The sequence below is a fragment of the Mameliella sp. LZ-28 genome (genome assembly GCF_012274245.1).
Taxonomy (GTDB): domain Bacteria; phylum Pseudomonadota; class Alphaproteobacteria; order Rhodobacterales; family Rhodobacteraceae; genus Antarctobacter; species Antarctobacter albus.
The window spans coordinates 392,218-412,230 of record NZ_JAANYX010000032.1; the positions used below are offsets into that span (position 1 = coordinate 392,218).

Genomic DNA, 20,013 nt, shown 5'->3' on the forward strand with positions numbered 1-20,013 from the left:
TTCGGGGCCAAGGGGCGTCAGTCCACCGGCAGTCCGCTGGGCACCGTGTCTGGCCGGCCCATCGGGCGTTTCTCTGCGGTTTCGCCGGTCAATGCGTTCAGAAAGGCCTCGAGCGCGTCGATATCCGCCTCGACCATGTCGACCGGGGAAATATCGAGGTAGGCGACCTGCTGCGCGGTTTCCAGCATGTCGCCGACAAGGGTGAAGTCGCGATCATTCAGCCAGGCCACGTCCGGCAGGCGGGCCATGCCGGGGGTCCATTCGCTGCGGGCGGTCAGCGGGTCGCACATGTGGCGGATCATGGCGCGCAGCGTGGGATAGGCGCCGTTGTGCCCATAGGGCGCGGTCAGGGCCACGTTGCGCAGCGAGGGCGTGCGGAACTTGTAGGCGTCCTCTGGGTTGCGGGTGGTTTCCATCCGTCCCAGGTCATGCGGCATGGTGTCTTCGCCAAAGGGCCGGCCCGGCCCGAACTGCGGGATGCCCACGGCGTAGAAATTCTGATCGGTAAAGCGTGGCCCGTTGTGGCAGCCGGAACAGCCCGCGTCCCCGAAAAAGAGCTGCCGCCCACGCTCTGCCTCGGGTGAAAGCGGCGTGCCCTCGGTCAACCACTTGTCGTAGGGGCTGTCATGGCTTTGCCATTCGGTCCCGATGAAGGCGGCGATGGCATTCACGATCTCGACGATGGTGATGTCGTCGGGATCGTGCACATCGGGATAGGTTGCCTTGAACAGGCGCTGGTATTCCGGCACCTCGCGCACACGGTCGGCCAGCATGGCCCAACCCAGGTCGATGCGTTCGGCAAAGGCGGCGCTGACCGGGTTTTCGTCCGGGTGCCCGGCCATTTCTGTCGGAGAGCTGATCGGGAACAGGGCCTGCGCCGCCAGCAGAGAGTTCAGCCCGGCGGGCGTGTATTCCTTGGCCGGTGTCTTGAATGCGACATAGCCTGCGCCGATCCGTTCGACCCGACCGTCATGGAACATCTCGCGCACCTCTCTGTGTCCGAGGTTCCAAAGCGCGGGCGCGTTTCGGGGCACCCGTTCGGCGATCCGGTGGGTGCCCTCGCCCGGGGTCCGGTCGGGCCCCAACCCGGTGCCGCCTTCGCCGATGCCCAAGCTGATGCCGTCGGCGCCGTGCAGGCTGTGGTGATGGCAGGTCGCGCAGCTGATGTTCTGGTTGCCGGACAGGATCTTGTCATAGAACAGCAGGCGGCCAAGCTGGGCCTCCTGGGCGTCGAAATCCAGAAAGTCCTGCGCCAGGATCGCATCTGCCCGCGAGTGCGTGGGCATCAAGGTGGCCAGGGTGATCAACAGGGCAGGGGCCCAAAAGCCGGGGAAAGAGCGATAAAATCTGAGGATCATGACGAACCTGTCTTTTGAAATGCCGAGTGTGTCAGCGGATAACAAAACTGTGAGCAATCAGGGGCCACTTGGCAAGCTTTGGAAAAGACGGGAATTTCCAGATCCCGCTTTCGCTAGGGGAAACAAAGGGTTTCCGTAGCGGAAATCGTTCCCGATCCGGGCCGTGACGCCCAGCTTTCCCGCCAACGCGGTTTCTTGCGGCGTTCCGGGCGATCAGTTGGCGGAAAAGCTGCCGTAGCGCCCGCCCTGAAACAAGAGCGGAGCACCTTCGCGGGAGCTGACCCGTTCCACATGGCCCAGCAGGATCGAGTGGTCGCCGCCGTCATGCGCTGCCACCTGACGGCACTCGAAACGTGCCAGGCAGCCCTCGATCAGGGGGACACCTGACGCGCTCCGGCGCCAGTCGAAGGCGTCGAAGGCATCGCCGTCGCGGGCGAATGCGCGGCAGAGATCGAATTGGTCGGCGCCCATGACATGTATCGCGAACCGATCTGCCGCCATGAAGAACGGGTAACGCGACGAGGATTTCGCCGGAGCCCAGAGCACCAGCGGCGGATCCAAGGAAACCGAGGAAAAGCTGTTGGCGGTGATGCCAAGCGGGCCGGTCGTCGTGGCGCAGGTGATCACCGTCACCCCGGTGCCGAAACGGCCCAGGGCATCGCGGAAAGCGCGGCCATCGGTCTGTGCGGGATCGAAGTCTTGCGTCATCTGGCTCGTATCGCAGCCGGGTCCACCTTGGCCGAGGGTGGAGAACCGGGCATCCTTTCCTTGTTGGCCGCCGGCACCATCCTAGATGCGCGCCGCCCGGTCCACCCCGTTTCCGGCCGGGAAGGAGGGATGGACAAGCGCAATCGCACCCTGTTGGTGGGCGCCACATTTTTGTCACAGCTCATGGCAGATATGGCGCATGGCGCCGCAGTTTCCCCCTCATATCGGGCAAATCGGGAAATTCTCTGTAGCGAAAGCGATAAAATTAGGTTATTTCGCGATGAGAAATAACAAGCCCGCCATACAAAAAATAAGGCGGGCACAGAGGTAGAGCGGTGTGATTATGAACGCGATTAAATTCGTGACCCGTACCCGTGCGGGCATTTTGGAACGTGGTGAAGTCAACAGCGATGGTCAAGGTTACCTGATCGACGCAACCGGCGGCCAGGAAATTTCCCTCAACATCAGTCAATCGGATGTGCGCGGCTACGATCGGACCGCGAATGACCTGCTGATCACCCTGGCCGATGGCCGCGTGATCGTGCTCGAAAATTACTTCGACGGCGGTGACGCGGGCGGCAAGCTGTATCTGAGTGCCTACGGGACCTTGAACGAAGTCACTTTCGTCGAGGCCGAGGGCGGGGCGCTTTTTGCCCAGTACGGCCCGACCGAGGAATGGGGCAAGTGGAGCCCGACAGACGCGCTCATCTTTATCGACGAACCGACCGTTGTTGCAGAGGCGCCGGTCCCCGTGGACGAGGGTAACGAGGTCAGCATGCTGGCCGCTGGCCTGATCGGCATGGGTGGCCTCGGCGCCGCAGGCCTGGGCGCGGCCGCGCTGGGCGGTGCCGCGCTGCTGGGTGGCGGAGACGGCGACAGTGGCGGCGGCGGTGGCGGCGGGGGGCTTGGCTGGACCCCGCCCACCGTGGATGACCCGGACGCTGATTACACCATCGACGGCGGCGATACGCCCAGTCTCACCATCACCGGCACGGCCAACCCCGGTTCGATCATCGAGATCACCATCGGCGGGATCACCGTCACCGGCGAGGCCGATGAGGACGGCATCTGGAAGATCGTCTTCGAAGGCGACAATTTCCCACCCGATGGCAGCTATGCGGACATTCCCGTCAAGGTCACGGACCCGGACGGGACCGTGACTCACCTCGATGGTCCCTCTTTCGTGATCGACACCACGCCGCCGCCGGTCGACGTGACCGACGGCACCGTCTCCACCGGCGACCTCGTCAACGATGACGACCATCAGGACGGTGTCACCGTGACCGGCGAGGGCGAGCCCGGCTCGACCATCACGATCACAGTGGACGACACCACGCAGACCACGGTTGTCGACGAGAACGGCAACTGGTTCTTCGACTTCTCCTCGGCGGTCTTCCCCCCGGGCACCTACGGCAAGGACATCACCCTTGTTGCCACCGATGATTTCGGCAACAGCACCACGGTCTACGACGTGGTGCAGGTGGACACCGAAAACACCATTAAGCTGACCAACCTGCCGTTGACCGGCGACAACGTTATTTCCTGGGGAGAGGTCGCCGCAGGCGTGACCTTCACCGGCACGACCGACGCGGGATCGACCGTCACCGTGACCGTCGATGGCGTGACCCACAGCACAACCGCCGATGCCGATGGCAACTGGAGCGTGACATTCGCCCAGGGAGACCTGGCCACAGGCACCTATTCCGCCACGGCGCAGATCGTCTCGACCGACCCGGCGGGCAATGTCGTCACGACGAGCCATGATTTCGACGTGGACACCGAGACCGCCGTCACCGTGAACACGGCAATTGTCGGTGGGGATGGGGTCATCAACGCGGGCGAGGCCGACGCAGGTGTCGCCGTGACGGGCACGGCAGAGCCGGGCGCCACGGTTGTCGTCTCGACCAATGGCGAAAGCTATACGACCACGGCCACCGCAACCGGTGGCTGGTCGGTCGACATCCCCTCTGTCAGCCTGCCGCGCGGCACGATGGCGCTTGAGATCAGCGCCACGGCCACGGACCTGGCCGGCAATACCATGACCGCCACCGGCAGCGTCGATATCGACACCGAACTGGCGCTGACGCTCGACACTTCGACCATCGCGGTGGACGGTATCGTCAACAGCACCGAACACGCGGGCATGATCGCCTTTACCGGCACGGGCGAGCCGGGCGCGACGGTCACACTGGAACTGAATGGCGAGACGGCCACCGCCGTCGTCGGCGCCGATGGCACCTGGTCCATGCCCTTTCCGGCCAGCGTCCTGCCGACAAATGCGGGGCAGGCCGACAGCATCGCGGTCCTGGCCACCGTCACCTCGACCGACCCGGCGGGCAACATGGCCTTCGCCTCGGGCGGGTTCGAGATCGACGTGACCAACCATGTCGAGGTTTACACGGCTTCCGTCGAAGGCGACGGGGTGGTGAACGCCGCCGAGCGCGCCGATGGTGTGCTGTTGACCGGATACACCGAGGCAACGGACGCGGGCTCCTCTGTCACCGTCACGGTGAATGGCACAGCCTATGACGCGACGATCAACTTCGACGGCACCTGGTCCGTGGTCCTGCCGGCGGCAGAGATCCCCGAAGGCCAGACCTCGCTTGACGTTCTGGCGACCTCCATCGACGGGGCGGGCAATGTGGTCACGGCCACCGGCACCATCGCCATCGACACGACAACCAATGTCGCGGTCATGACCAGCGGCGTCGAGGGTGACGGCGTGGTGAACGCCGCCGAGCGCAGCGATGGTGTGACCCTGACCGGCACCGCCGAACCTGGCAGCACCGTCATGGTGACGCTGGGTGCGGTGACACACCAAGCCACCGTGGCGGCCGATGGCAGCTGGACCGCCGATTTCGCCGCGGCCGAGATCCCGGCAGGCGAACGCACGCTGGACGTCACCGCGACCTCGACCGATCCGGCGGGCAACACTGCCACCGCGAATGGCAGCATCGATGTCGATACACTCGTGCGCAACTTTGCCATCACATCCACCCCGGGCGGGGTGGATACGGTCATCAACGCCGACGAGGCGGCGCAGGGCCTTGTCCTGACGGGCACGACGGAACCGGGCGGCAGCGTGCGCATCACGCTGAACGGCCACACCGTGCAGGCCTCGGTGGACGCGGGCGGCAACTGGACCGCCAGTTTTGACCCCGCGCAGCTGCCCAGCGGCGAGCAGACCGTCACGCTGACGGCAGTCTCGACCGATCCGGCCGGCAATACCGAGACCATCACCCAGCCCGTCACCATCGACACCGATGCGGGCACGCTGACCATCAGCCCCGACCCGGTCGAGGGGGACGATGTGGTGAACCTGGTCGAGGCCTCGGACGGGGTGACGATCAAGGGCACCTCGGACCCGGGGCAGGTGGTGAACGTGACGCTGAACGGCGTGACGCACGCGGTGCAGACCGATCCCTCGGGCAACTGGTCGCTGGACTTCGCCCCCGGAGAAATTGCGCCGGGCACCTATACCGCCGATATTTCCGCCACCATCACCGACAGCGCGGGCAACACCCTGACCCGTTCCGACAGCGTCCAGGTTGACACCGAGGTGCTGAACTTTGCCGCCTCCGGTGCGCCGGTCGAGGGCGACAATGTCATCAACGCCGACGAGGCCAGCGACGGCTTTGTCCTGACCGGCACGACAGAGCCGGGCGGCACCGTCTCCGTCACCTTCGAAGGGGTCACCCGTGACGCCACGGTCGATGCCTCCGGCAACTGGAGCGTCGGATTTCAGGCCGGGGACATTCCCGCCGGAGAAAAGGCCACCTCTGCGGTGATCGACACCACGGATGCGGCGGGCAACACGGCAACGACCTCGGTCGCTTTCGACATCGACACAGAGGTCAACCTGCTGGCCATGTCCTCGGACCCGGTCACGCCGGATGGAGTCATCAACGCGGCAGAGGCCCGTCAGGGCGTCACCCTGACCGGCGTGGTCGAGCAGGGGTCGAGCGTCTCGGTCACCGTGGGCGGCATGGTTCATGTGGCCACGGTAGACGCCTCGGGCAACTGGTCGGTGGACATTCCGTCCTCGGCCATTCCCACAGGTACGTTGTCTGCCCCGGTCCTGATCGAGGCCGTGGACGCCGCGGGCAACACTCGCGCCATCACGGAAACGCTGAGCGTGGATACCGATGCACCCGGCACGCTGAACTGGACCGGCTATGGCCGCGACGGATCCGGGGTGGACCTGATCCGGACCGAGATCACCGAGGACGATGTTTTCCTTGGCCAGCTGAGCGATCCTTCGGGAACGCCGGATGTGACGGCGGTTTCCATCGATGCCAGCACGGATATCGAGGCGATCGGCCAGACCTACATCGACCTCGACGGGTCGGTGGCGGATGGCACGCACCTTGTGCTGGCCTCGACAGATGCGGCGGGCAACACCTCCGGGTCCTACCTCGTCACCGACGATCCCCTGACCAACACGGTGCTGATGTCCGACGACATCGCAGAGGCCCTGTCCGACTTCCAGATCGACACCATCGACCTGCATTTCGCCGAGGACAGCAACCTCACCATCACCGAGGCGCAGATCAAGGCGCTGTCGGAGAACAGCGACACGGTCACCATCCGGGGTGGATCTGACGACAGCGTGACAATCACCGGAGCCACCGCCGAGGGCAACGACGGCAACGGGTTCAACGTCTTCAGCCTTGGCGACGCGACCCTGCTGATCGAGGATGACATCACCCAGATCCACGGCGTCACCTGACCCGATCAAGACCGTCCGCAGGCCCGGCGCAGAACCGGGCCGCGGATCCCGCTTCATAACCATAATCGCGCCGAGACGGGGGCACACATGAGGATAGGCAGGCACGGCCTGGGCATGATCGTGGTGGCGGTCGCGCTCTCGGGCTGCATGAAGGACATGGGCGTTGTGTCCCGTTTCGCAGGTGGCTCCAATCCGCCAGCGGAGGAAACCGTTGCGCGTGCGGCCAATGCGTCGCGCCCTGATCCCGCCCAGGCCGCCCCTGTCATCCATGCCCTGTCTCTGCGTGACACGGTGGTTGAGCCGGGCACGCCCTATGCCAGCGTCGCAAACGCGGTCATCGCCTCGGACAACCGGGTGGCGGCTGCGGAACTGCATGTGGCGCAGCTGCGGGCCGATGCGGCCAAATACAACTGGCTGCCTGCCATCGGACCTCGCATCTCTTTGAACTCGCTGGGCGATTTTGTGGCCGACCTGGTCATCAACCAAGTGCTCTTCGACAATGGCCGCAAAAAGGCGGAGCGGGACCTGGCCAGGGCGCATGTGGAACTGGCCGCCGTCAAGCTGGTCGAAGACGGCAACGACCGCGTGGACGACGCGCTGAAACTCTATATCCGGGCCGAGGAAAACCGCGAACTGGCCGCGCACCTGGAACTGGCGCTCAAGGATATGACCCATTTCGAGTGGATCATGAACGAAAGGGTGCGGGGCGGTGTCTCGGACATGTCCGACCTCAATATCCTGCGACAGAAGCTTGCCAGCATCCGCGCCCGGCGGGGCGAGGCGCTGGAAACCGCGCGCACCGCGCTGGAAGAGCTCGACGCGATGGCGGGGCGCCCGCTGACAGAGGTGCGAGGTCTTGGTGGGCTGCGCGATGCCTCGGGCGGGGCAGCGCTGGGCGTGCTCAGGGCGCAGGTCGAACGTGACATCGCCGTGGCCGAGGCGAAAATTGCCCGCGCAAGCCATCTGCCCAGTCTCGTGGCCAGCGGCTCGGTTGGTGACAGCGGGCGGCTGGGCAGTCTCGACATCGGGTCGGATTCGCTGTTTTCGCTGGGCACCGTGTCGGACCTGCGGGCCATCGAAGCCAGCAAGGAGGCCGCCGAGCGCCGGATCGGTGAAGCCCGCGAAACCGCGGACCGCGCCCTCCGCAGCCAGTCCAGCCAACTGGCCGCCTATACGCGCCAGGCCAAGGAGGCAGAGCTACTGACCCGGCAGGCCAAGCAGAACCTCGACCTGTTCCAGCGCCAGTACGACGGCGGCCAGAGACAGGTCATGGACGTGGTCGGCGTCTACGAGACCTATGCCGCCGCGCTGGAGACGGCCATAGAGCTGAAATACAAGGCCGCGCGCGCGGAACTGGAACTGGCCCGCCTGCGCGGGGCCCTGGCCGAAGGGGCGCAGATGTGAGCAAGGGCATGTTCGAGATGGCGGGGAAGGCCGGCAAGGCGATGTTGCGCGCCGTGCCCGCCGGGGCCGCCGCCAATGCCGCCCGCCGCGCCCCTCGTCATACCGACCGTGCCCGCGCCCGTGCCACGCTGATCCGCGTGCTGGCCGGGCGGCTTGGGGTCGAGCCCAGGCTCTCGGACATTCTCGAAGCCCTGTCGCCCCGTGCCGGATCGGGCGACAGCTATGATGCCGGGGCGCTGCTGGCGGGCCTGCAGGCCGCCGGGCTGGTCGCCCATGTCGAAACGCCGGACAGCCTTGTGCCCGGACTGTGGCCCGCGCTGGCGCTGATGACCAATGGCCAGGCGGTGCTGGTGCTCTCGCAAGAGGGGCACAGCCTCACCATCTACGACGAAACCGCCGCCTCGCGCCGGTCCGAGGTATCGCTGGGCGAATTCGGCTCGGTCTTTGCCGGGCAACTCCTGCAGGCCGAGGCGCCGGTGCAGGCCCTGTCCGAGGTCCATGCCGCGACCGAACGGCAGGCGCATTGGTTCTGGGGCCAGTTCGCGCGCTTTCGCAAGCATTTCGCCGAGGTCGCGCTGGGGTCCTTCGTGGCGAATATCCTCGCGGTTTCGGTCGCCCTGTTCTCGTTGCAGGTCTATGATCGGGTGATCCCGCACCAGTCCGAGGCGACGCTCTGGGTGCTGGCCGCGGGCGCCGTGATCGCTTTGCTGTTGGAGGCCCTGCTCAAGGTCTCTCGCTCGCAGCTCCTCGACGGGGCGGGGCGCCAAATCGAGATGGGCGTTCAGGGCCTGTTGATGAATCGCCTGCTGGGGATGCGGTCGGACCTGCCGGGGCGATCGCCCTCGCAGCTGTTTGCCGCCGTGCGCGAATTCGGCTCGGTGCGTGAGTTCTTTACCGCCTCGACTGTGGGGGCGCTGGCCGACATCCCCTTCATCTTTGTCTTTCTGCTGCTGGTCTGGTCCATCGCGGGCAGCGTGGTCTGGGTCCTGATCGCGGGCGGCCTGTTGATGGTCATCCCCGGTTTCTTCCTTCAGAAACGCATGATCCGCCTGACACAGAAAATGCAGGGCGCCAGTGCCCGGCAATCGCGCCTGCTGCAAGAGGCGGTGGTCGAACTGGACACGATCAAGACCCAGCGTGCCGAAGATCGCTTTGCCCGCGTCTGGGAGGAACTGACCGCCGTTCAGGCGCTGAAATCCTCGGATCAACGCCGTCTGGCCGCCACGCTGACCTTCTGGAGCCAGGGGGTGCAACAGGCCACCTATGTCGGTGCGGTCATCACCGGAACTTATCTCGTCTTTGCCGGGGAATTCACCGTCGGCTCGATCATCGCGGTGGGCATCCTGTCATCGCGAACGCTGGCGCCGCTGACTCAGCTTGCGGGCATCCTGGCCCGCTGGGGCAACGTCAAGGCGGCGCTAGACGGGCTGGACGGCATCGCCAATGTTCCCCAGGACCGTGCCGAGGCGCGCCATTACCTGCGCCGCGAACGCCTGCAAGGACAGTACGAACTGCGCGAGGCCAGCTATCGCTACGATCCCGAAGGCGCCGCTGTACTGGACCTGGACAAGCTGACGATCCAGCCGGGCCAGACGATCGCGGTGCTGGGGGCCAACGGGTCCGGCAAGTCGACACTGCTCAAGCTGTTGTCTGGTCTCTACGCGCCCGCCAGCGGCAAGATCCTGATCGATGGCACGGAAATGGCCCAGATCGAGCCGCGCGACCTGCGTCGGTCCATCGGTTATCTGGGCCAGGAGGTCCGGCTGTTTCACGGCACGCTGCGTGACAACCTCAACCTCAGCCTGCTGGAACGCGACGACGACCGCCTGCTGGAGGCGCTGGATTTTGCCGGGCTGGGACAGTTCGTGAAATCGCATCCCAAGGGGCTGGACCTCGACATTCGTGACGGCGGCGAGGGCCTGTCGGTGGGGCAGCGTCAATCCATCGGCTGGGCGCGGCTCTGGTTGCAGGACCCGGATGTCTGCCTGCTGGACGAACCCACGGCCGCGTTGGACCAGACGCTGGAAAAAACGCTGATCTCTCGGCTGGAGTCCTGGCTGGAGGGGCGCACGGCGGTGATCGCGACGCATCGCGTGCCGATCCTCAGCCTCGCCTCGCGCACGCTGATCCTGGCGAACGGCCGCATGGCGATCGACGGGCCGCGCGACCAGGTGCTGGATCACCTGCGCACCGTCCAGACGGGGAGCGCGTAAATGGCGACCACGGCAACCAATCTTTCCGCGCAGCTGTCGAAGGACATCAAGGGGCCATCGCTGACGATCTGGCTTTGCGCCGGGTCGGTCTGGGCCTTCATCATCTGGGCCAACTTTGCCTGGCTGGACGAAATCGTCCGCGGCGATGGCGAGATCATCTCGTCCTCGCGTCCGCAGATCATCCAGAACCTCGAAGGCGGTATCCTGTCCGAGCTGTTGGTCAAGGAAGGCGACGAGGTGCTGCGTGGCGATGTGCTGGCGCGGCTGCATGGAACACAATTCAGATCCTCGGTCGATGACCTGCAGGACCAGATCACCGCGCTGGAAATCCGCCGCCTGCGGCTGGAGGCCGAACTGCAGGGCGCCTCGGTGGTCGAGGTGCCGCGCGACCTGGCGCAGCGGTCACCGCAGATGGTCGCTTCGGAACAGGCGCTGCTGGCTGCGCGGCAATCGGACTACTTCAAACGACGGCAGGGCGCGGACAGGGTGCTGGAACAGGCGGCCTCGGAGCTGAAGCTGATGGAGGACCTGCTGGACAAGAAGGTGGTCGCCCTGATCGAGGTGACCCGGGCCCGCAAGGCGCACGCGGACGCGCAGAAATCCTATGACGAGATCGTCACCCAGACGGAACTCGTCCGGGCCGAGGAATACTCGGAAACGCTCAAGGAACTGGCGACACTGCAGCAGAACCTCAAGGCCTCGCAGGACCAGTTGGACCGGACGGTATTGACCTCGCCCATGCATGGTATCGTCAACAAGCTGTCGGTCACGACCATCGGCGGCGTCGTGCGCCCGGGCGAGGAGATCATGCAGATCATCCCCGTCGACGAAGACCTGTACGTCGAGGCCAAGGTGCGACCGCAGGACATCGCGGGCATTCGACCGGGGCAGGAGGCGACGATCAAGCTGACCGCCTATGACTACACGATCTACGGCACGCTGAAGGGCCGCGTTTCGGTGATCTCGGCCGATACCTTCAAGGACGAGCGCCGCCCCGAGTCGGAGCCGCATTACAAGGTCACGGTACGGGTGGACATGTCGGCCCTGACCGACCGCCAGGTGGCGATGGAAATCCGCCCCGGAATGCAGGCGCAGGCCGAACTGCACACGGGTCAGAAAACCGTCCTGCAATACCTGCTGAAACCGCTCTACAAGTCGCGCGAAGCCTTCCGCGAACCGTGATCCGAATGGGCCGCCTGCGGCGGCGCTTTGTCTCTCGCCCGCCGACTTCGGCTCTGGGCTCGGAGTCTTTCGGGTATTTGCGCCAAGAAGAAGCCCAAGGACGCGCCATGTGTTTCTTCTTGGTTCAAATACTCCCGGGGGTGCGGGGGCTGGCCCCCGCGTGGCGACCTATCCGTCCGAATCCATCCAGATGGTCACTGGCCCATCGTTGACGAGGCTCACAGCCATGTCGGCGCCGAAACGGCCCGTGGCAATGGGCAGGCCCTGCGCCTGTAGCGCGCTGGCGAAATACTCGTAGAGCCTTTCTCCCTCGGCGGGCGGTGCGGCGGTGGAAAAGCCGGGGCGGTTGCCGCGCGACGTGTCGGCAGCAAGTGTGAACTGGCTGACCACCAGCGCAGCGCCCCCGATGTCGAGGAGAGATCGGTTCATGCGCCCCTCGTCGTCCTTGAAGATGCGCAGCTTGGCAATCTTGGCGGCGAGCTTGTCGGCTTCTGCCTCGGCATCGCCCTGCATGGCGCAGATCAGCACCAGCATACCCTGGCCGATTTCTCCGATGGTGGCGCCGCCGACATCGACCCGGGCCGAGGTGACGCGCTGGATCAGGGCCCTCACAGCTCGGCCTCCCAGGGGGGATTGGCGCCCGCGCGGCTGACGGTGACGGCTGCGGCGCGGACGCCCAGGTCCGCAGCCTTGGCGAGATCGGTGCCCCAGGCTGCGGCCAGGGCGGGGCGGGTCAGCAGACCGGCCCGATGCAGGCCGGCAAGGAAGCCTGCGTTGAAGGTGTCGCCAGCGCCCACAGTGTCGACCACCTCGACTTTTCGGGCCGGGACGCGAGTCTCGCCCTCGCGGGTGACGACATCGACACCCTCGGCGCCGCGCGTGACCAGCACCACCGCAGTTCCTTCGCGCAGCAATGTGTCGGGGTCGGTGCCGAGCCAGTCCATGTCCTCGTCCGAGAGCTTGACGATATCGGCACGGGACAGCATCCGCACCAGGCGCGCGCGATAGGCGGTTTCGTCGGTGATGAAGCCGGGACGGATGTTCGGATCGATCATCACGACACGGTCGCCCGCACCGGCGCAGAGCGTGGCGTAGCTGTTGGCCTGCGGCTCCGAGACAAGGCTGATGCCGCCGAAGAAGAGCGCCTCTGTGCCAAGGCCGAGGTCCGGCAATTCTGGCTCCGACAGCATTCGCCCGGCGGTGTTCTCGTCGTAGAAGGCGTATTGCGCCTGCCCGTTCGTGAGGGTGACGAAGGCCAGCGTGGTCGGCCGGGACGAGCGGGGGCAGAGGCTGTAGTCGACCTGCGAGGCGGCCAGGGCCTCGGCCAGGATCTGGCCGAAGAGATCCTGCGACAGCCCGCCAAGATAGCCGGAGGGCGCACCAAGCCGGCCCAGGGCGATTGCCGTGTTGAAGACCGCCCCGCCCGCATAGGGCGCAAAGGCCTGTTCCCCTGTGCCCGTCTCGCGGGGCAACATGTCGATCAGTGCTTCGCCGCAGCAGAGGATCATGGGCGCTCTCCCTGTTTGTTGTTTGCGCTAACTATACCGCAGTACGGCCCTGGTCAAAGCCCGAGCGGCGTAGAAAGTGGAAGAGTTCGGTCCGCCAGCGGCAAGGCGCTGCGATTTACTGGTTCACGGCGATCAGGTAGCCGATGCCGCCGGCGACGATCAGGCCCAGCACCACGGCAAAGGTGATTTTCCAGACCGACCAGGGGCGTTCGCCGCGCACCCGGCCCGACCGGCCGTTGACCACGAACCGATAGCTTTGGCCGCGGTACTTGTAGGCGGCCATCCAGACCGGCAGCAGGACGTGCTTGAAGGTGATGTCGCGCATCTCGGTGTCGATGTTGTGCACGCGCTGGCGGTCTCCGCCGATGTCGAATTTCACGTCGCGGTGAATCTGCTGGTCCATCTTGACCTTGGCCTCGGCGAAACCTTCGTCGAGGTCGACCTGGTAGCCTTCGGCCCGGAAACCGGCCAGGAATTCCGGCCTGTAAGGCTCCATCGCCGAGAGATCCCAAGGCTCCAGCGCGTCGGTGTACCGTTTTGGCAGGGCCTTTGAGGCCAGCACCAGAACGTCGTCGAAGAAGCGTTTGACCCGGCCAGACACGCGGGTCCAGCGGATCTTTTGCACGCGCTCTGTTTCCATCTTGCCGTCGCGCATGACCTGCCGGGTCTCGTAGTAGACGGTTCCGCGTTCGCCGCGATAGTCCGAGCTTGTATCCGCATCGAAGGTCCAGAAGGGGACGTAGATGCCGGTCAGCTTGCGTCCCTTGCGGGCGTATTCCTGCAAGCCGTTGGGCGCGAACCAGAGCTTGCCCAGCCATTCGTTCATCGCATCGTGTGCAGCGCGTTCGTCCAGTGCGAAGGGCAGCAGACCGCGCGGCTTGATGTGCCGGTGCGTGCCGGTGTCGGTGACGACGGGCGTAGCGCAAAACGGGCATTCGGCGGAATGGACGTCGGGATCGAATTCCACCTGCGCGGCGCAGTTCGGGCAGGTCGAAACCCGGGTTTCCTCCATTTCCTGCAAGGGCAGGAGATTGTTCATCGCGGCTTGGAAATCGAGTTCGCGGATGCCGCCCTCCCAGGGGCCGGTGGCGACATCGACCTCGGAGGTGTTGCCGCAGTGTTCGCAGACCAACATGCCCCTGTCCGGGTCGAACCGGAAATCGGCGCCACATTGGTCGCAGGGAAAGCGGTGCTCGTCCGTGGCGTCCTTGGACGAGGCCGGTGGCGGTGGGGCGTCGGAGGGGGGAGGTGGGGGCAGATCACTCATGTCGAAAAAGGCATCAAGCTGTGGCGTTTGTCCGCATCCTTGCGCGGATTGGTTCCCGGGGAAAGGGAAAATCCCGGTTGCCTGCCCTTGGCGCTGCCCGACGCGGAGGCTAGCGTGGCGGCAGCTGGCAAGGGAGCGTTCGAATGATGCGAGGTCTGGTCCTGGGATTTGTGTGGCTGGCGGGGGCCGCCCTGGCAGAGCCCGTGACCTATGCCTTTGAATGGACCGGCGGTGGCGGCTACTCGGTCAAGGGCGCGCTGCAATATGACAGCGCCGCCATCAGTGGCCCCTTCGTCCTTGCGCAGGATCTGAGCTGTTTCGTGATCGAGGGCAGCAAGGAGGGAGAGCCGGTGGGCCGCTGGGCGCTAACCATGCTGAATGAGGAAACCAGCTGGCGGCTGCATTTCGACCCTGCGTCGGCTAGTTTCCTTGTGGACGGCGAAGGCATCTGGATGCCGCAGGCCTGGAATATGAACGGCGAGGGGAATGACTGCGGCAAGGACGGGTTCGGCTTCAACATCGGCAACGCGGCGCAGGACATCTGCGTCGACAACCGGTTGATCTTTGAAAGCCAGGTAGCACCGGGCGAGCCCTTTCCGGCGATCAGGGTCGAGGGGTTCGACTTTCCCGGCGATGCCTGCAATGCTCCGCCGATGCTGAGCCTGCTGACGCGGTGACACCCGTGGGCCGTCAGGTGTCTTCGGGTGGCCTGACGGCGGCGTGACGATCCCAAAAGGCAACGGCCCTGGCATAGGCGTCGGGGTCAATCTCTTGCCCCGACCCGCCGGCCGCGCGCCCCAGGGCGTTGCGCCATTGCGTGATCGGTGGCATCGGTGGCTCGACCGGTTCCAGAGTGCCTATGATAGAGACCACGCCCCAGTCACAATCGGGAACGCCCTGTTCCTCTGGGTAGTCGGCGGCCTCGGCCACCAGTTGCGCGTGGCTGTAGAGGATCACGTCCAGCCAGTGCGCCACGGGCGCCTCGCCTTCGAACCAGCGTTCCAGAACCGCCATTTCGCCCTCACGGCGTGCGGCGTAGCCGCTGCGCAGCAGGTGGGCGTTCTCCGGGGTGATGGGGCCAAAGCCGCAACGGGTGGGGGTGTCGTTTTCAAGGAACAGGTGTTTGCAGAAAGGGGCATAGCCATCGGCCAGCGCCGCGCCTCCCGCAATGGCGGCGTTGCATCGGTCGGTCAGCTCTTCGGGTGAGATACCCTCGATCAGCGTGCCGCTGGCGCGCGGCTGCCAATTGCGGCGCGCGAAATCGGTCATGGCGATCTGCATGATACGTCCTTGCTTTGCGATGTCTGTGGGGCGCGAGATCCCGGGGCAAGCCCGGGACGGGGGCACGCTGTCGCTTACATCGGCGGCGGCGGTGGCGGCATGACGGTGAAGAGCTGTGCAAGCTCCGGCACCTCTCCGGCCCGTTTCCATCCGTCCTGCCCCTGGGTCCAGGCATGGGTTTCGCGGGTCAATTCACCGCTGGCGACCATCTTGCCCAGGTCCGCCTTGGAGTAGGGGCCGGAAGTCTGCCCGTTCTTGGCCAGGTGCCAGACATGTTCGACCGGCGGTGGCGGCGGCGCCATCGGCGCAGCGGCGGGCTGCGGGCGTTCCTGCTGCTGGGGCGCTGCGCCCCAGGGGCCTTGCTGGCCCATCGCATTGGCCATCTGCATCCCCATGCCGGCGCCGAACCCCATGCCCATCGACTGGTCCATCGCGCCGCCCTGGCCCATTGCCTCGGCGGCCTTCCATTTCATGTGGTCGTCGAGGTTGCCCGCGATCCCGCGCGAAGTCCGCGCATCCAGCGCCTTTTCCACGGCTTCGGGCAGCGAGATGTTCTCGATGTAGAGCTCGGCCAGTTCAAGCCCGTACTGGTGGATCACCGGGTCGATGGCCTTGCGGATCAACTCGGCGACCTCGCCGGTATTGGCGGCCATGTCCAGCACAGGGATTCCGCTGGCAGAGATGTCCTTGGAGAACTCCTGCACGATGATGTTGCGGATCTGGAAACTGATCTCGTCCATCGTGAATTCGCCGTCGGTGCCGACGATTTCGGTCATGAAGAGCGCGGGGTCGGCCACCTTGATCGAATAGGTGCCAAAGGCCCGGATACGGGTCGGCCCGAATTCCGGGTCGCGCAGCATGATCGGGTTCTTGGTGCCCCACTTGAGGTTGGTGAAGCGGTTGGTGTTGACGAAATAGACCTCGGACTTGAACGGCGACTGGAACGCATGGTCCCAGTGCTGCAGCGAAGTCATGATCGGCATGTTGTTGGTCTCGAGCATATAGAGACCGGGGGTGAAGACATCCGCAAGCTGGCCCTCGTGGACAAAGACCGCGGCCTGGCCTTCGCGCACCGTCAGCTTGGCGCCGTACTTGATCTCGTGGCCTTCACGTTCGAACCGCCAGACCATCGTGTCGCGGGTGTCGTCCGTCCAGTGGATGACGTCGATGAACTGTCCCGAAAGGAAATCCCAGATGCCCATGTTACTCTCCCTAAATCAGCTTGGTCCCGTGGTGCCCATCAATTCTGCGGCTTTCTTCTGCACGATCGGCAGTGCCTCTTCGGCACTCATCCCCGGTTTCAGACGCGGGTCGTAGAGGATTTTCAGCAGCATCTCGTCATGGCCCGTCAGCAGCGCGAATTCATCGTCGTCGTTGAAGATGGACGGCCGGGCGCGGGGGCTGTCATTGCCCAAGCCCATGCCCTGTGCCAGTTCCTCGTGGATGCAGGATCGGCGCAAGAGCGGCGGATGTTCCGACCGGATCACCGCGATGGCGGTGCCATAGTCATAGCCGCCCGGGCTGCGCGAGAAGGCGACCACGACGCAGTGGATGCCGCGCGGCAGGTTGTCGAAGATGCGCAGCGCAGTCGGGTTCACGTCCGGCACGATCTCGCGGATGCGCGGGGCGATCAGGCCGGCGTCGTCCTCGGACATAAACAGGACGTGGTAATTGGGGTTGCGGTCGACCATCGAGATCGGATGCCCGGTGACCCGCGACAGGCGTGCCGCGAACGAGGCGACCTGGGCGCGAGACTCTGCGATCTGGTCCTTCGGGACGCCGGGGCCGAACTCGGTCGTCATGCGGACCGGGATTGTCCATTTCTTGATCGCGCTGGGCGCGCCTGACGACGGCCGCAGGCCGGCGCCGCGTTCGTATTCCTCTTCGAGCGCGATGGCCGCGAAGTTCCGGACCAGCATCGTGTCGGTAAAGGCCGTGTCCGGCCCGCCGCCATCGGTACGCAGGAGGCCGCGCGCCAGGAGATCGTTCTGCACGCGGCCATAGTATTGCGTCAGGGCCCGGCTGGCGCGCGAGGGCTCTGCAGCCGGCTTTTCGGCGGGGGCCAGCGTTGCCGGCCGTGCCGCCGGTTTGACCCCCGTCTTGCGCGGCGCAAGATCAGAGCCGACACACCCCGACAGGATCAGGGCAGCCGAAAGTGCCAATGCTGTTTTCAGGCCGCCCTTCATGGTCTTCCTCAGCCCGGAACCGATCCGGCCGCTTCGCGCCGGGACTTGGCAGAGGCAAGCGTATCGCGCAGTTCGTGCTCCATCTTCTGCAGTTCCTCCTCGGCCTTGGCGCGGCGCGCCTTGCCCTCGTCGGCGATCTGCAGGCTGTCCTCGATGGTGGCGATCAGGTCGGCGTTGGCCTGCTTGACGGCCTCGATGTCGAAGACGCCGCGCTCCATCTCTTCGCGGATCATCTTGTTGCTGTCGCGCAGGTTGGCGGCGTTCGAGGTCAGCAGTTCGTTGGTCAGGTCATTGGCGTCGCGCACGGCGGCGGCCGCCTGTTTCGACCGCTGGATCGTCAGCGCCTGCGCCAGCTGGGTTTCCCAGAGCGGCACGGTGTTGACGAGGGTCGAGTTGATCTTGGTGACCAGCGACTTGTCGTTTTCCTGCACCAGCCGGATCGAGGGCAGCGACTGCATGGTGACCTGGCGGGTCAGCTTGAGGTCATGCACCCGGCGTTCCAGGTCGTCGCGGGCGCCGCGCAGGTCACGCAGTTCCTGCGCCTTCATCACCTGTTCGCCCTCGGGTGCGGCCTGCACCTCGGCCTCCTTGGCGGGGATCACGGTGGTGTCGAGTTCCTCGATCTTGGCCTCGCCGGCCGAGATATACAGGGCCAGCTCATCGTAGAACTGCAGGGTCTTTTCATACAGCAGGTCGAGCGACTTGATGTCCTTGAGCAGGACATGCTCGTGCTTCAGCAGGTCGTCAGTGACCTTGTCGATCTGGCCTTGCACGGTCTCGAAACGGGCGGTGAATTTGGCGAAGGGCGCGGCGCGGCCCAACAGTTTCTCCCACCAGCTGCGCTCGCGGCGCACGTCCAGCTCGGACACGGAAAAACCGCGGATCGTGGTGACGATGTTGCGCAGCGAGTCGCCCGCCGGACCCACGTCCTTGTTGCGCACGTCGGTCAGCATGGCCTGGCTGATTTCCTGCAGTTCGGCCTGGGCGGCAGAGCCGAAGGAGACGATGGAATTGGTATCCGCCATGTCCAGTTCGTCCATCCGAGAGCGGATCTCGCCACTGACCTCGGCAGGTGCATCCTTGAGCGGCACGACGGCGTTTGCCTCGACCGGATCGGGCAGAACAACGGCGTTCACCTCGTCGACCAAGGCCACGGTCTTTTCGGCTTCCTGACGTATGTTTTCAGACATGGGATCCCCCGTTCAATAAATTCATCTTGGTTCGAGATGGACGCCTTCGCGTTGCAGGCGGTCGCGCAGCACCTCGATTTCCACGTTCAAGTCTTCGTTGTTGTCCGCCAGCAGCTTGTCGATCTTCTTGTCGAAGCTTTCTTCGAGATCGGTCAGCAGCATCATGTAATCGCTGCGGGCATCGCGGTCCTGCTGGCGGGAAAAGATGTCCGCGAATTTCACTGTCGCGTCACGCGCACCCATCAGGTAGACGCCCAGGAACTTGCGCGCACCGGTCAGGTCGCGGGGGTCTTCCTCGACCGTGCGGATCATCTCGCGGACCTTGACGGTAAAGCGGTCCACCCGCGCCTCGACCTGGCGGTCCCCGGCGCGTTTCACGGCGTCGGTCATGGCGTTGAGATAGCTTTCCGCCTCGTCCACGACCTTGGCGACGCGATCCTGGGTGAAGGTATCGATCCCCTCCATCCCCTTGTCTTTCAGCGGGTCGATACCAAAGGCACCAATGTGCAGAACGCTTGCGGCGCCGCCGAAGATTAGCGGCGCGATCAGGCCGGGTTCCGACCGCCATGCGGCGATGCCGGCCCCGATACCACAGAGCACGGCGGCGAAAATCTTGCGCGGGATGGCCGGGCGGCGGGCGATCTTGCGTTCGTGGTAGGCGGATTCGGCGATCAGCCCGTCACGCAAGAGCCAGGCGCCCAACAGCAGCGCCGCCGCACCGGCAAGGCCTGCGGCCATGCCGATGGCACCGTCATTGATCGACAGGATCGCCAGAATGACGCCGGGAATGAACAGGACATTTGACCGCGCGCCCGCGGGCGAAACCCGGGCGCCGTGGTAAGCCGGGCGGTCCTCGTGCGGCCGGTCGTCGGGGCCGTCCGAAGACCCGTCAGGGCTGAATTTTCCGCCGAACTTTTGGGCCATGCGATCAAAGCCCTCCCAGCCAGCCGGTCGCCACTCCGAAAAGCAGAACGATCAGCAGGACGT

At 65.2% G+C, this 20,013-nt stretch carries 15 protein-coding genes; 5 read left to right on the plus strand and 10 right to left on the minus strand.

Features of this window, described 5'->3' with window-relative positions; genetic code table 11:
* Positions 1-17: 17 nt before the first annotated feature.
* Positions 18-1,358, minus strand: a complete 1,341-nt coding sequence (locus G9Q80_RS17115; RefSeq protein WP_232788178.1) for a cytochrome-c peroxidase — start codon at positions 1,356-1,358, stop codon at positions 18-20.
* Positions 1,359-1,571: 213 nt separating this feature from the next.
* Positions 1,572-2,066 carry a flavin reductase family protein gene (locus G9Q80_RS17120; RefSeq protein WP_088714742.1) on the minus strand — a complete coding sequence of 165 codons (495 nt, stop codon included), beginning with the start codon at positions 2,064-2,066 and terminating at the stop codon, positions 1,572-1,574.
* 361 nt (positions 2,067-2,427) lie between these two features.
* On the opposite strand from G9Q80_RS17120, the gene G9Q80_RS17125 reads away from it, so the two are divergent.
* From G9Q80_RS17125 to G9Q80_RS17140, 4 genes are all read left to right on the plus strand, one after another.
* A complete protein-coding gene (locus G9Q80_RS17125) occupies positions 2,428-6,795 on the plus strand; it encodes an Ig-like domain-containing protein (RefSeq protein WP_168246506.1) in 4,368 nt (1,455 codons plus the stop codon).
* 87 nt (positions 6,796-6,882) lie between these two features.
* Positions 6,883-8,199: a TolC family protein gene (locus G9Q80_RS17130; protein ID WP_232788179.1), complete on the plus strand. Its 1,317-nt coding sequence runs from the start codon at positions 6,883-6,885 to the stop codon at positions 8,197-8,199.
* Positions 8,200-8,216: 17 nt separating this feature from the next.
* The gene (locus G9Q80_RS17135) at positions 8,217-10,412 is read left to right on the plus strand and encodes an ATP-binding cassette domain-containing protein (protein ID WP_088714832.1); all 2,196 of its coding nucleotides are present in this window, start codon (positions 8,217-8,219) and stop codon (positions 10,410-10,412) included.
* Entirely contained in the window at positions 10,413-11,594 is a 1,182-nt protein-coding gene (locus G9Q80_RS17140) for an HlyD family type I secretion periplasmic adaptor subunit (RefSeq protein ID WP_088714745.1), read from the plus strand. It abuts the gene before it with no gap.
* A gap of 168 nt (positions 11,595-11,762) precedes the next feature.
* On the opposite strand, the gene dtd is transcribed toward G9Q80_RS17140, so the two are convergent.
* The 3 genes from dtd to G9Q80_RS17155 form a co-directional block, all read right to left on the minus strand.
* Positions 11,763-12,206 carry a D-aminoacyl-tRNA deacylase gene (gene dtd / locus G9Q80_RS17145; protein ID WP_088714746.1) on the minus strand — a complete coding sequence of 148 codons (444 nt, stop codon included), beginning with the start codon at positions 12,204-12,206 and terminating at the stop codon, positions 11,763-11,765.
* Positions 12,203-13,102 (minus strand): carbohydrate kinase family protein, encoded by a 900-nt coding sequence (locus G9Q80_RS17150; RefSeq protein ID WP_088714747.1) that lies wholly within the window; start codon positions 13,100-13,102, stop codon positions 12,203-12,205. Before G9Q80_RS17150 ends, dtd begins: the two co-directional genes overlap by 4 nt.
* A 115-nt stretch (positions 13,103-13,217) precedes the next feature.
* The gene (locus G9Q80_RS17155) at positions 13,218-14,369 is read right to left on the minus strand and encodes a TFIIB-type zinc finger domain-containing protein (RefSeq protein ID WP_223306193.1); all 1,152 of its coding nucleotides are present in this window, start codon (positions 14,367-14,369) and stop codon (positions 13,218-13,220) included.
* Between the two features lie 143 nt (positions 14,370-14,512).
* Here G9Q80_RS17155 and G9Q80_RS17160 point away from each other — a divergent pair, with 143 nt between their 5' ends.
* Entirely contained in the window at positions 14,513-15,046 is a 534-nt protein-coding gene (locus tag G9Q80_RS17160; protein ID WP_088714748.1) for a hypothetical protein, read from the plus strand.
* Positions 15,047-15,059: 13 nt separating this feature from the next.
* Here the strand turns inward: G9Q80_RS17160 and G9Q80_RS17165 are convergent, their stop codons facing one another.
* The 5 genes from G9Q80_RS17165 to G9Q80_RS17185 form a co-directional block, all read right to left on the minus strand.
* On the minus strand, positions 15,060-15,650 hold the full coding sequence (locus G9Q80_RS17165; RefSeq protein ID WP_198549973.1) for a DUF3228 family protein: 591 nt from the start codon (positions 15,648-15,650) through the stop codon (positions 15,060-15,062).
* A gap of 74 nt (positions 15,651-15,724) precedes the next feature.
* The gene (locus G9Q80_RS17170) at positions 15,725-16,852 is read right to left on the minus strand and encodes an SPFH domain-containing protein (protein WP_088714749.1); all 1,128 of its coding nucleotides are present in this window, start codon (positions 16,850-16,852) and stop codon (positions 15,725-15,727) included.
* A gap of 15 nt (positions 16,853-16,867) precedes the next feature.
* A complete protein-coding gene (locus G9Q80_RS17175) occupies positions 16,868-17,836 on the minus strand; it encodes a DUF2927 domain-containing protein (RefSeq protein WP_043141014.1) in 969 nt (322 codons plus the stop codon).
* Between the two features lie 8 nt (positions 17,837-17,844).
* The gene (locus G9Q80_RS17180) at positions 17,845-19,026 is read right to left on the minus strand and encodes a toxic anion resistance protein (protein WP_043141016.1); all 1,182 of its coding nucleotides are present in this window, start codon (positions 19,024-19,026) and stop codon (positions 17,845-17,847) included.
* Between the two features lie 21 nt (positions 19,027-19,047).
* A complete protein-coding gene (locus G9Q80_RS17185; protein ID WP_088714750.1) occupies positions 19,048-19,950 on the minus strand; it encodes a 5-bromo-4-chloroindolyl phosphate hydrolysis family protein in 903 nt (300 codons plus the stop codon).
* Positions 19,951-20,013 lie beyond the last annotated feature (63 nt).

What these genes read in the sequence shown, in the direction of transcription:
- G9Q80_RS17130 (WP_232788179.1), top strand. Translation starts at nt 6,883, where the DNA reads ATGAGGATAGGCAGGCACGGCCTGGGCATGATCGTGGTGGCGGTCGCG.
- G9Q80_RS17185 (WP_088714750.1), bottom strand. Translation starts at nt 19,950, where the DNA reads ATGGCCCAAAAGTTCGGCGGAAAATTCAGCCCTGACGGGTCTTCGGAC.
- G9Q80_RS17135 (WP_088714832.1), top strand. Translation starts at nt 8,217, where the DNA reads ATGGCGGGGAAGGCCGGCAAGGCGATGTTGCGCGCCGTGCCCGCCGGG.
- G9Q80_RS17160 (WP_088714748.1), top strand. Translation starts at nt 14,513, where the DNA reads ATGATGCGAGGTCTGGTCCTGGGATTTGTGTGGCTGGCGGGGGCCGCC.
- G9Q80_RS17115 (WP_232788178.1), bottom strand. Translation starts at nt 1,358, where the DNA reads ATGATCCTCAGATTTTATCGCTCTTTCCCCGGCTTTTGGGCCCCTGCC.
- G9Q80_RS17180 (WP_043141016.1), bottom strand. Translation starts at nt 19,026, where the DNA reads ATGTCTGAAAACATACGTCAGGAAGCCGAAAAGACCGTGGCCTTGGTC.
- G9Q80_RS17150 (WP_088714747.1), bottom strand. Translation starts at nt 13,102, where the DNA reads ATGATCCTCTGCTGCGGCGAAGCACTGATCGACATGTTGCCCCGCGAG.
- G9Q80_RS17155 (WP_223306193.1), bottom strand. Translation starts at nt 14,369, where the DNA reads ATGAGTGATCTGCCCCCACCTCCCCCCTCCGACGCCCCACCGCCACCG.
- G9Q80_RS17165 (WP_198549973.1), bottom strand. Translation starts at nt 15,650, where the DNA reads ATGCAGATCGCCATGACCGATTTCGCGCGCCGCAATTGGCAGCCGCGC.
- G9Q80_RS17170 (WP_088714749.1), bottom strand. Translation starts at nt 16,852, where the DNA reads ATGGGCATCTGGGATTTCCTTTCGGGACAGTTCATCGACGTCATCCAC.
- G9Q80_RS17140 (WP_088714745.1), top strand. Translation starts at nt 10,413, where the DNA reads ATGGCGACCACGGCAACCAATCTTTCCGCGCAGCTGTCGAAGGACATC.
- G9Q80_RS17175 (WP_043141014.1), bottom strand. Translation starts at nt 17,836, where the DNA reads ATGAAGGGCGGCCTGAAAACAGCATTGGCACTTTCGGCTGCCCTGATC.
- G9Q80_RS17120 (WP_088714742.1), bottom strand. Translation starts at nt 2,066, where the DNA reads ATGACGCAAGACTTCGATCCCGCACAGACCGATGGCCGCGCTTTCCGC.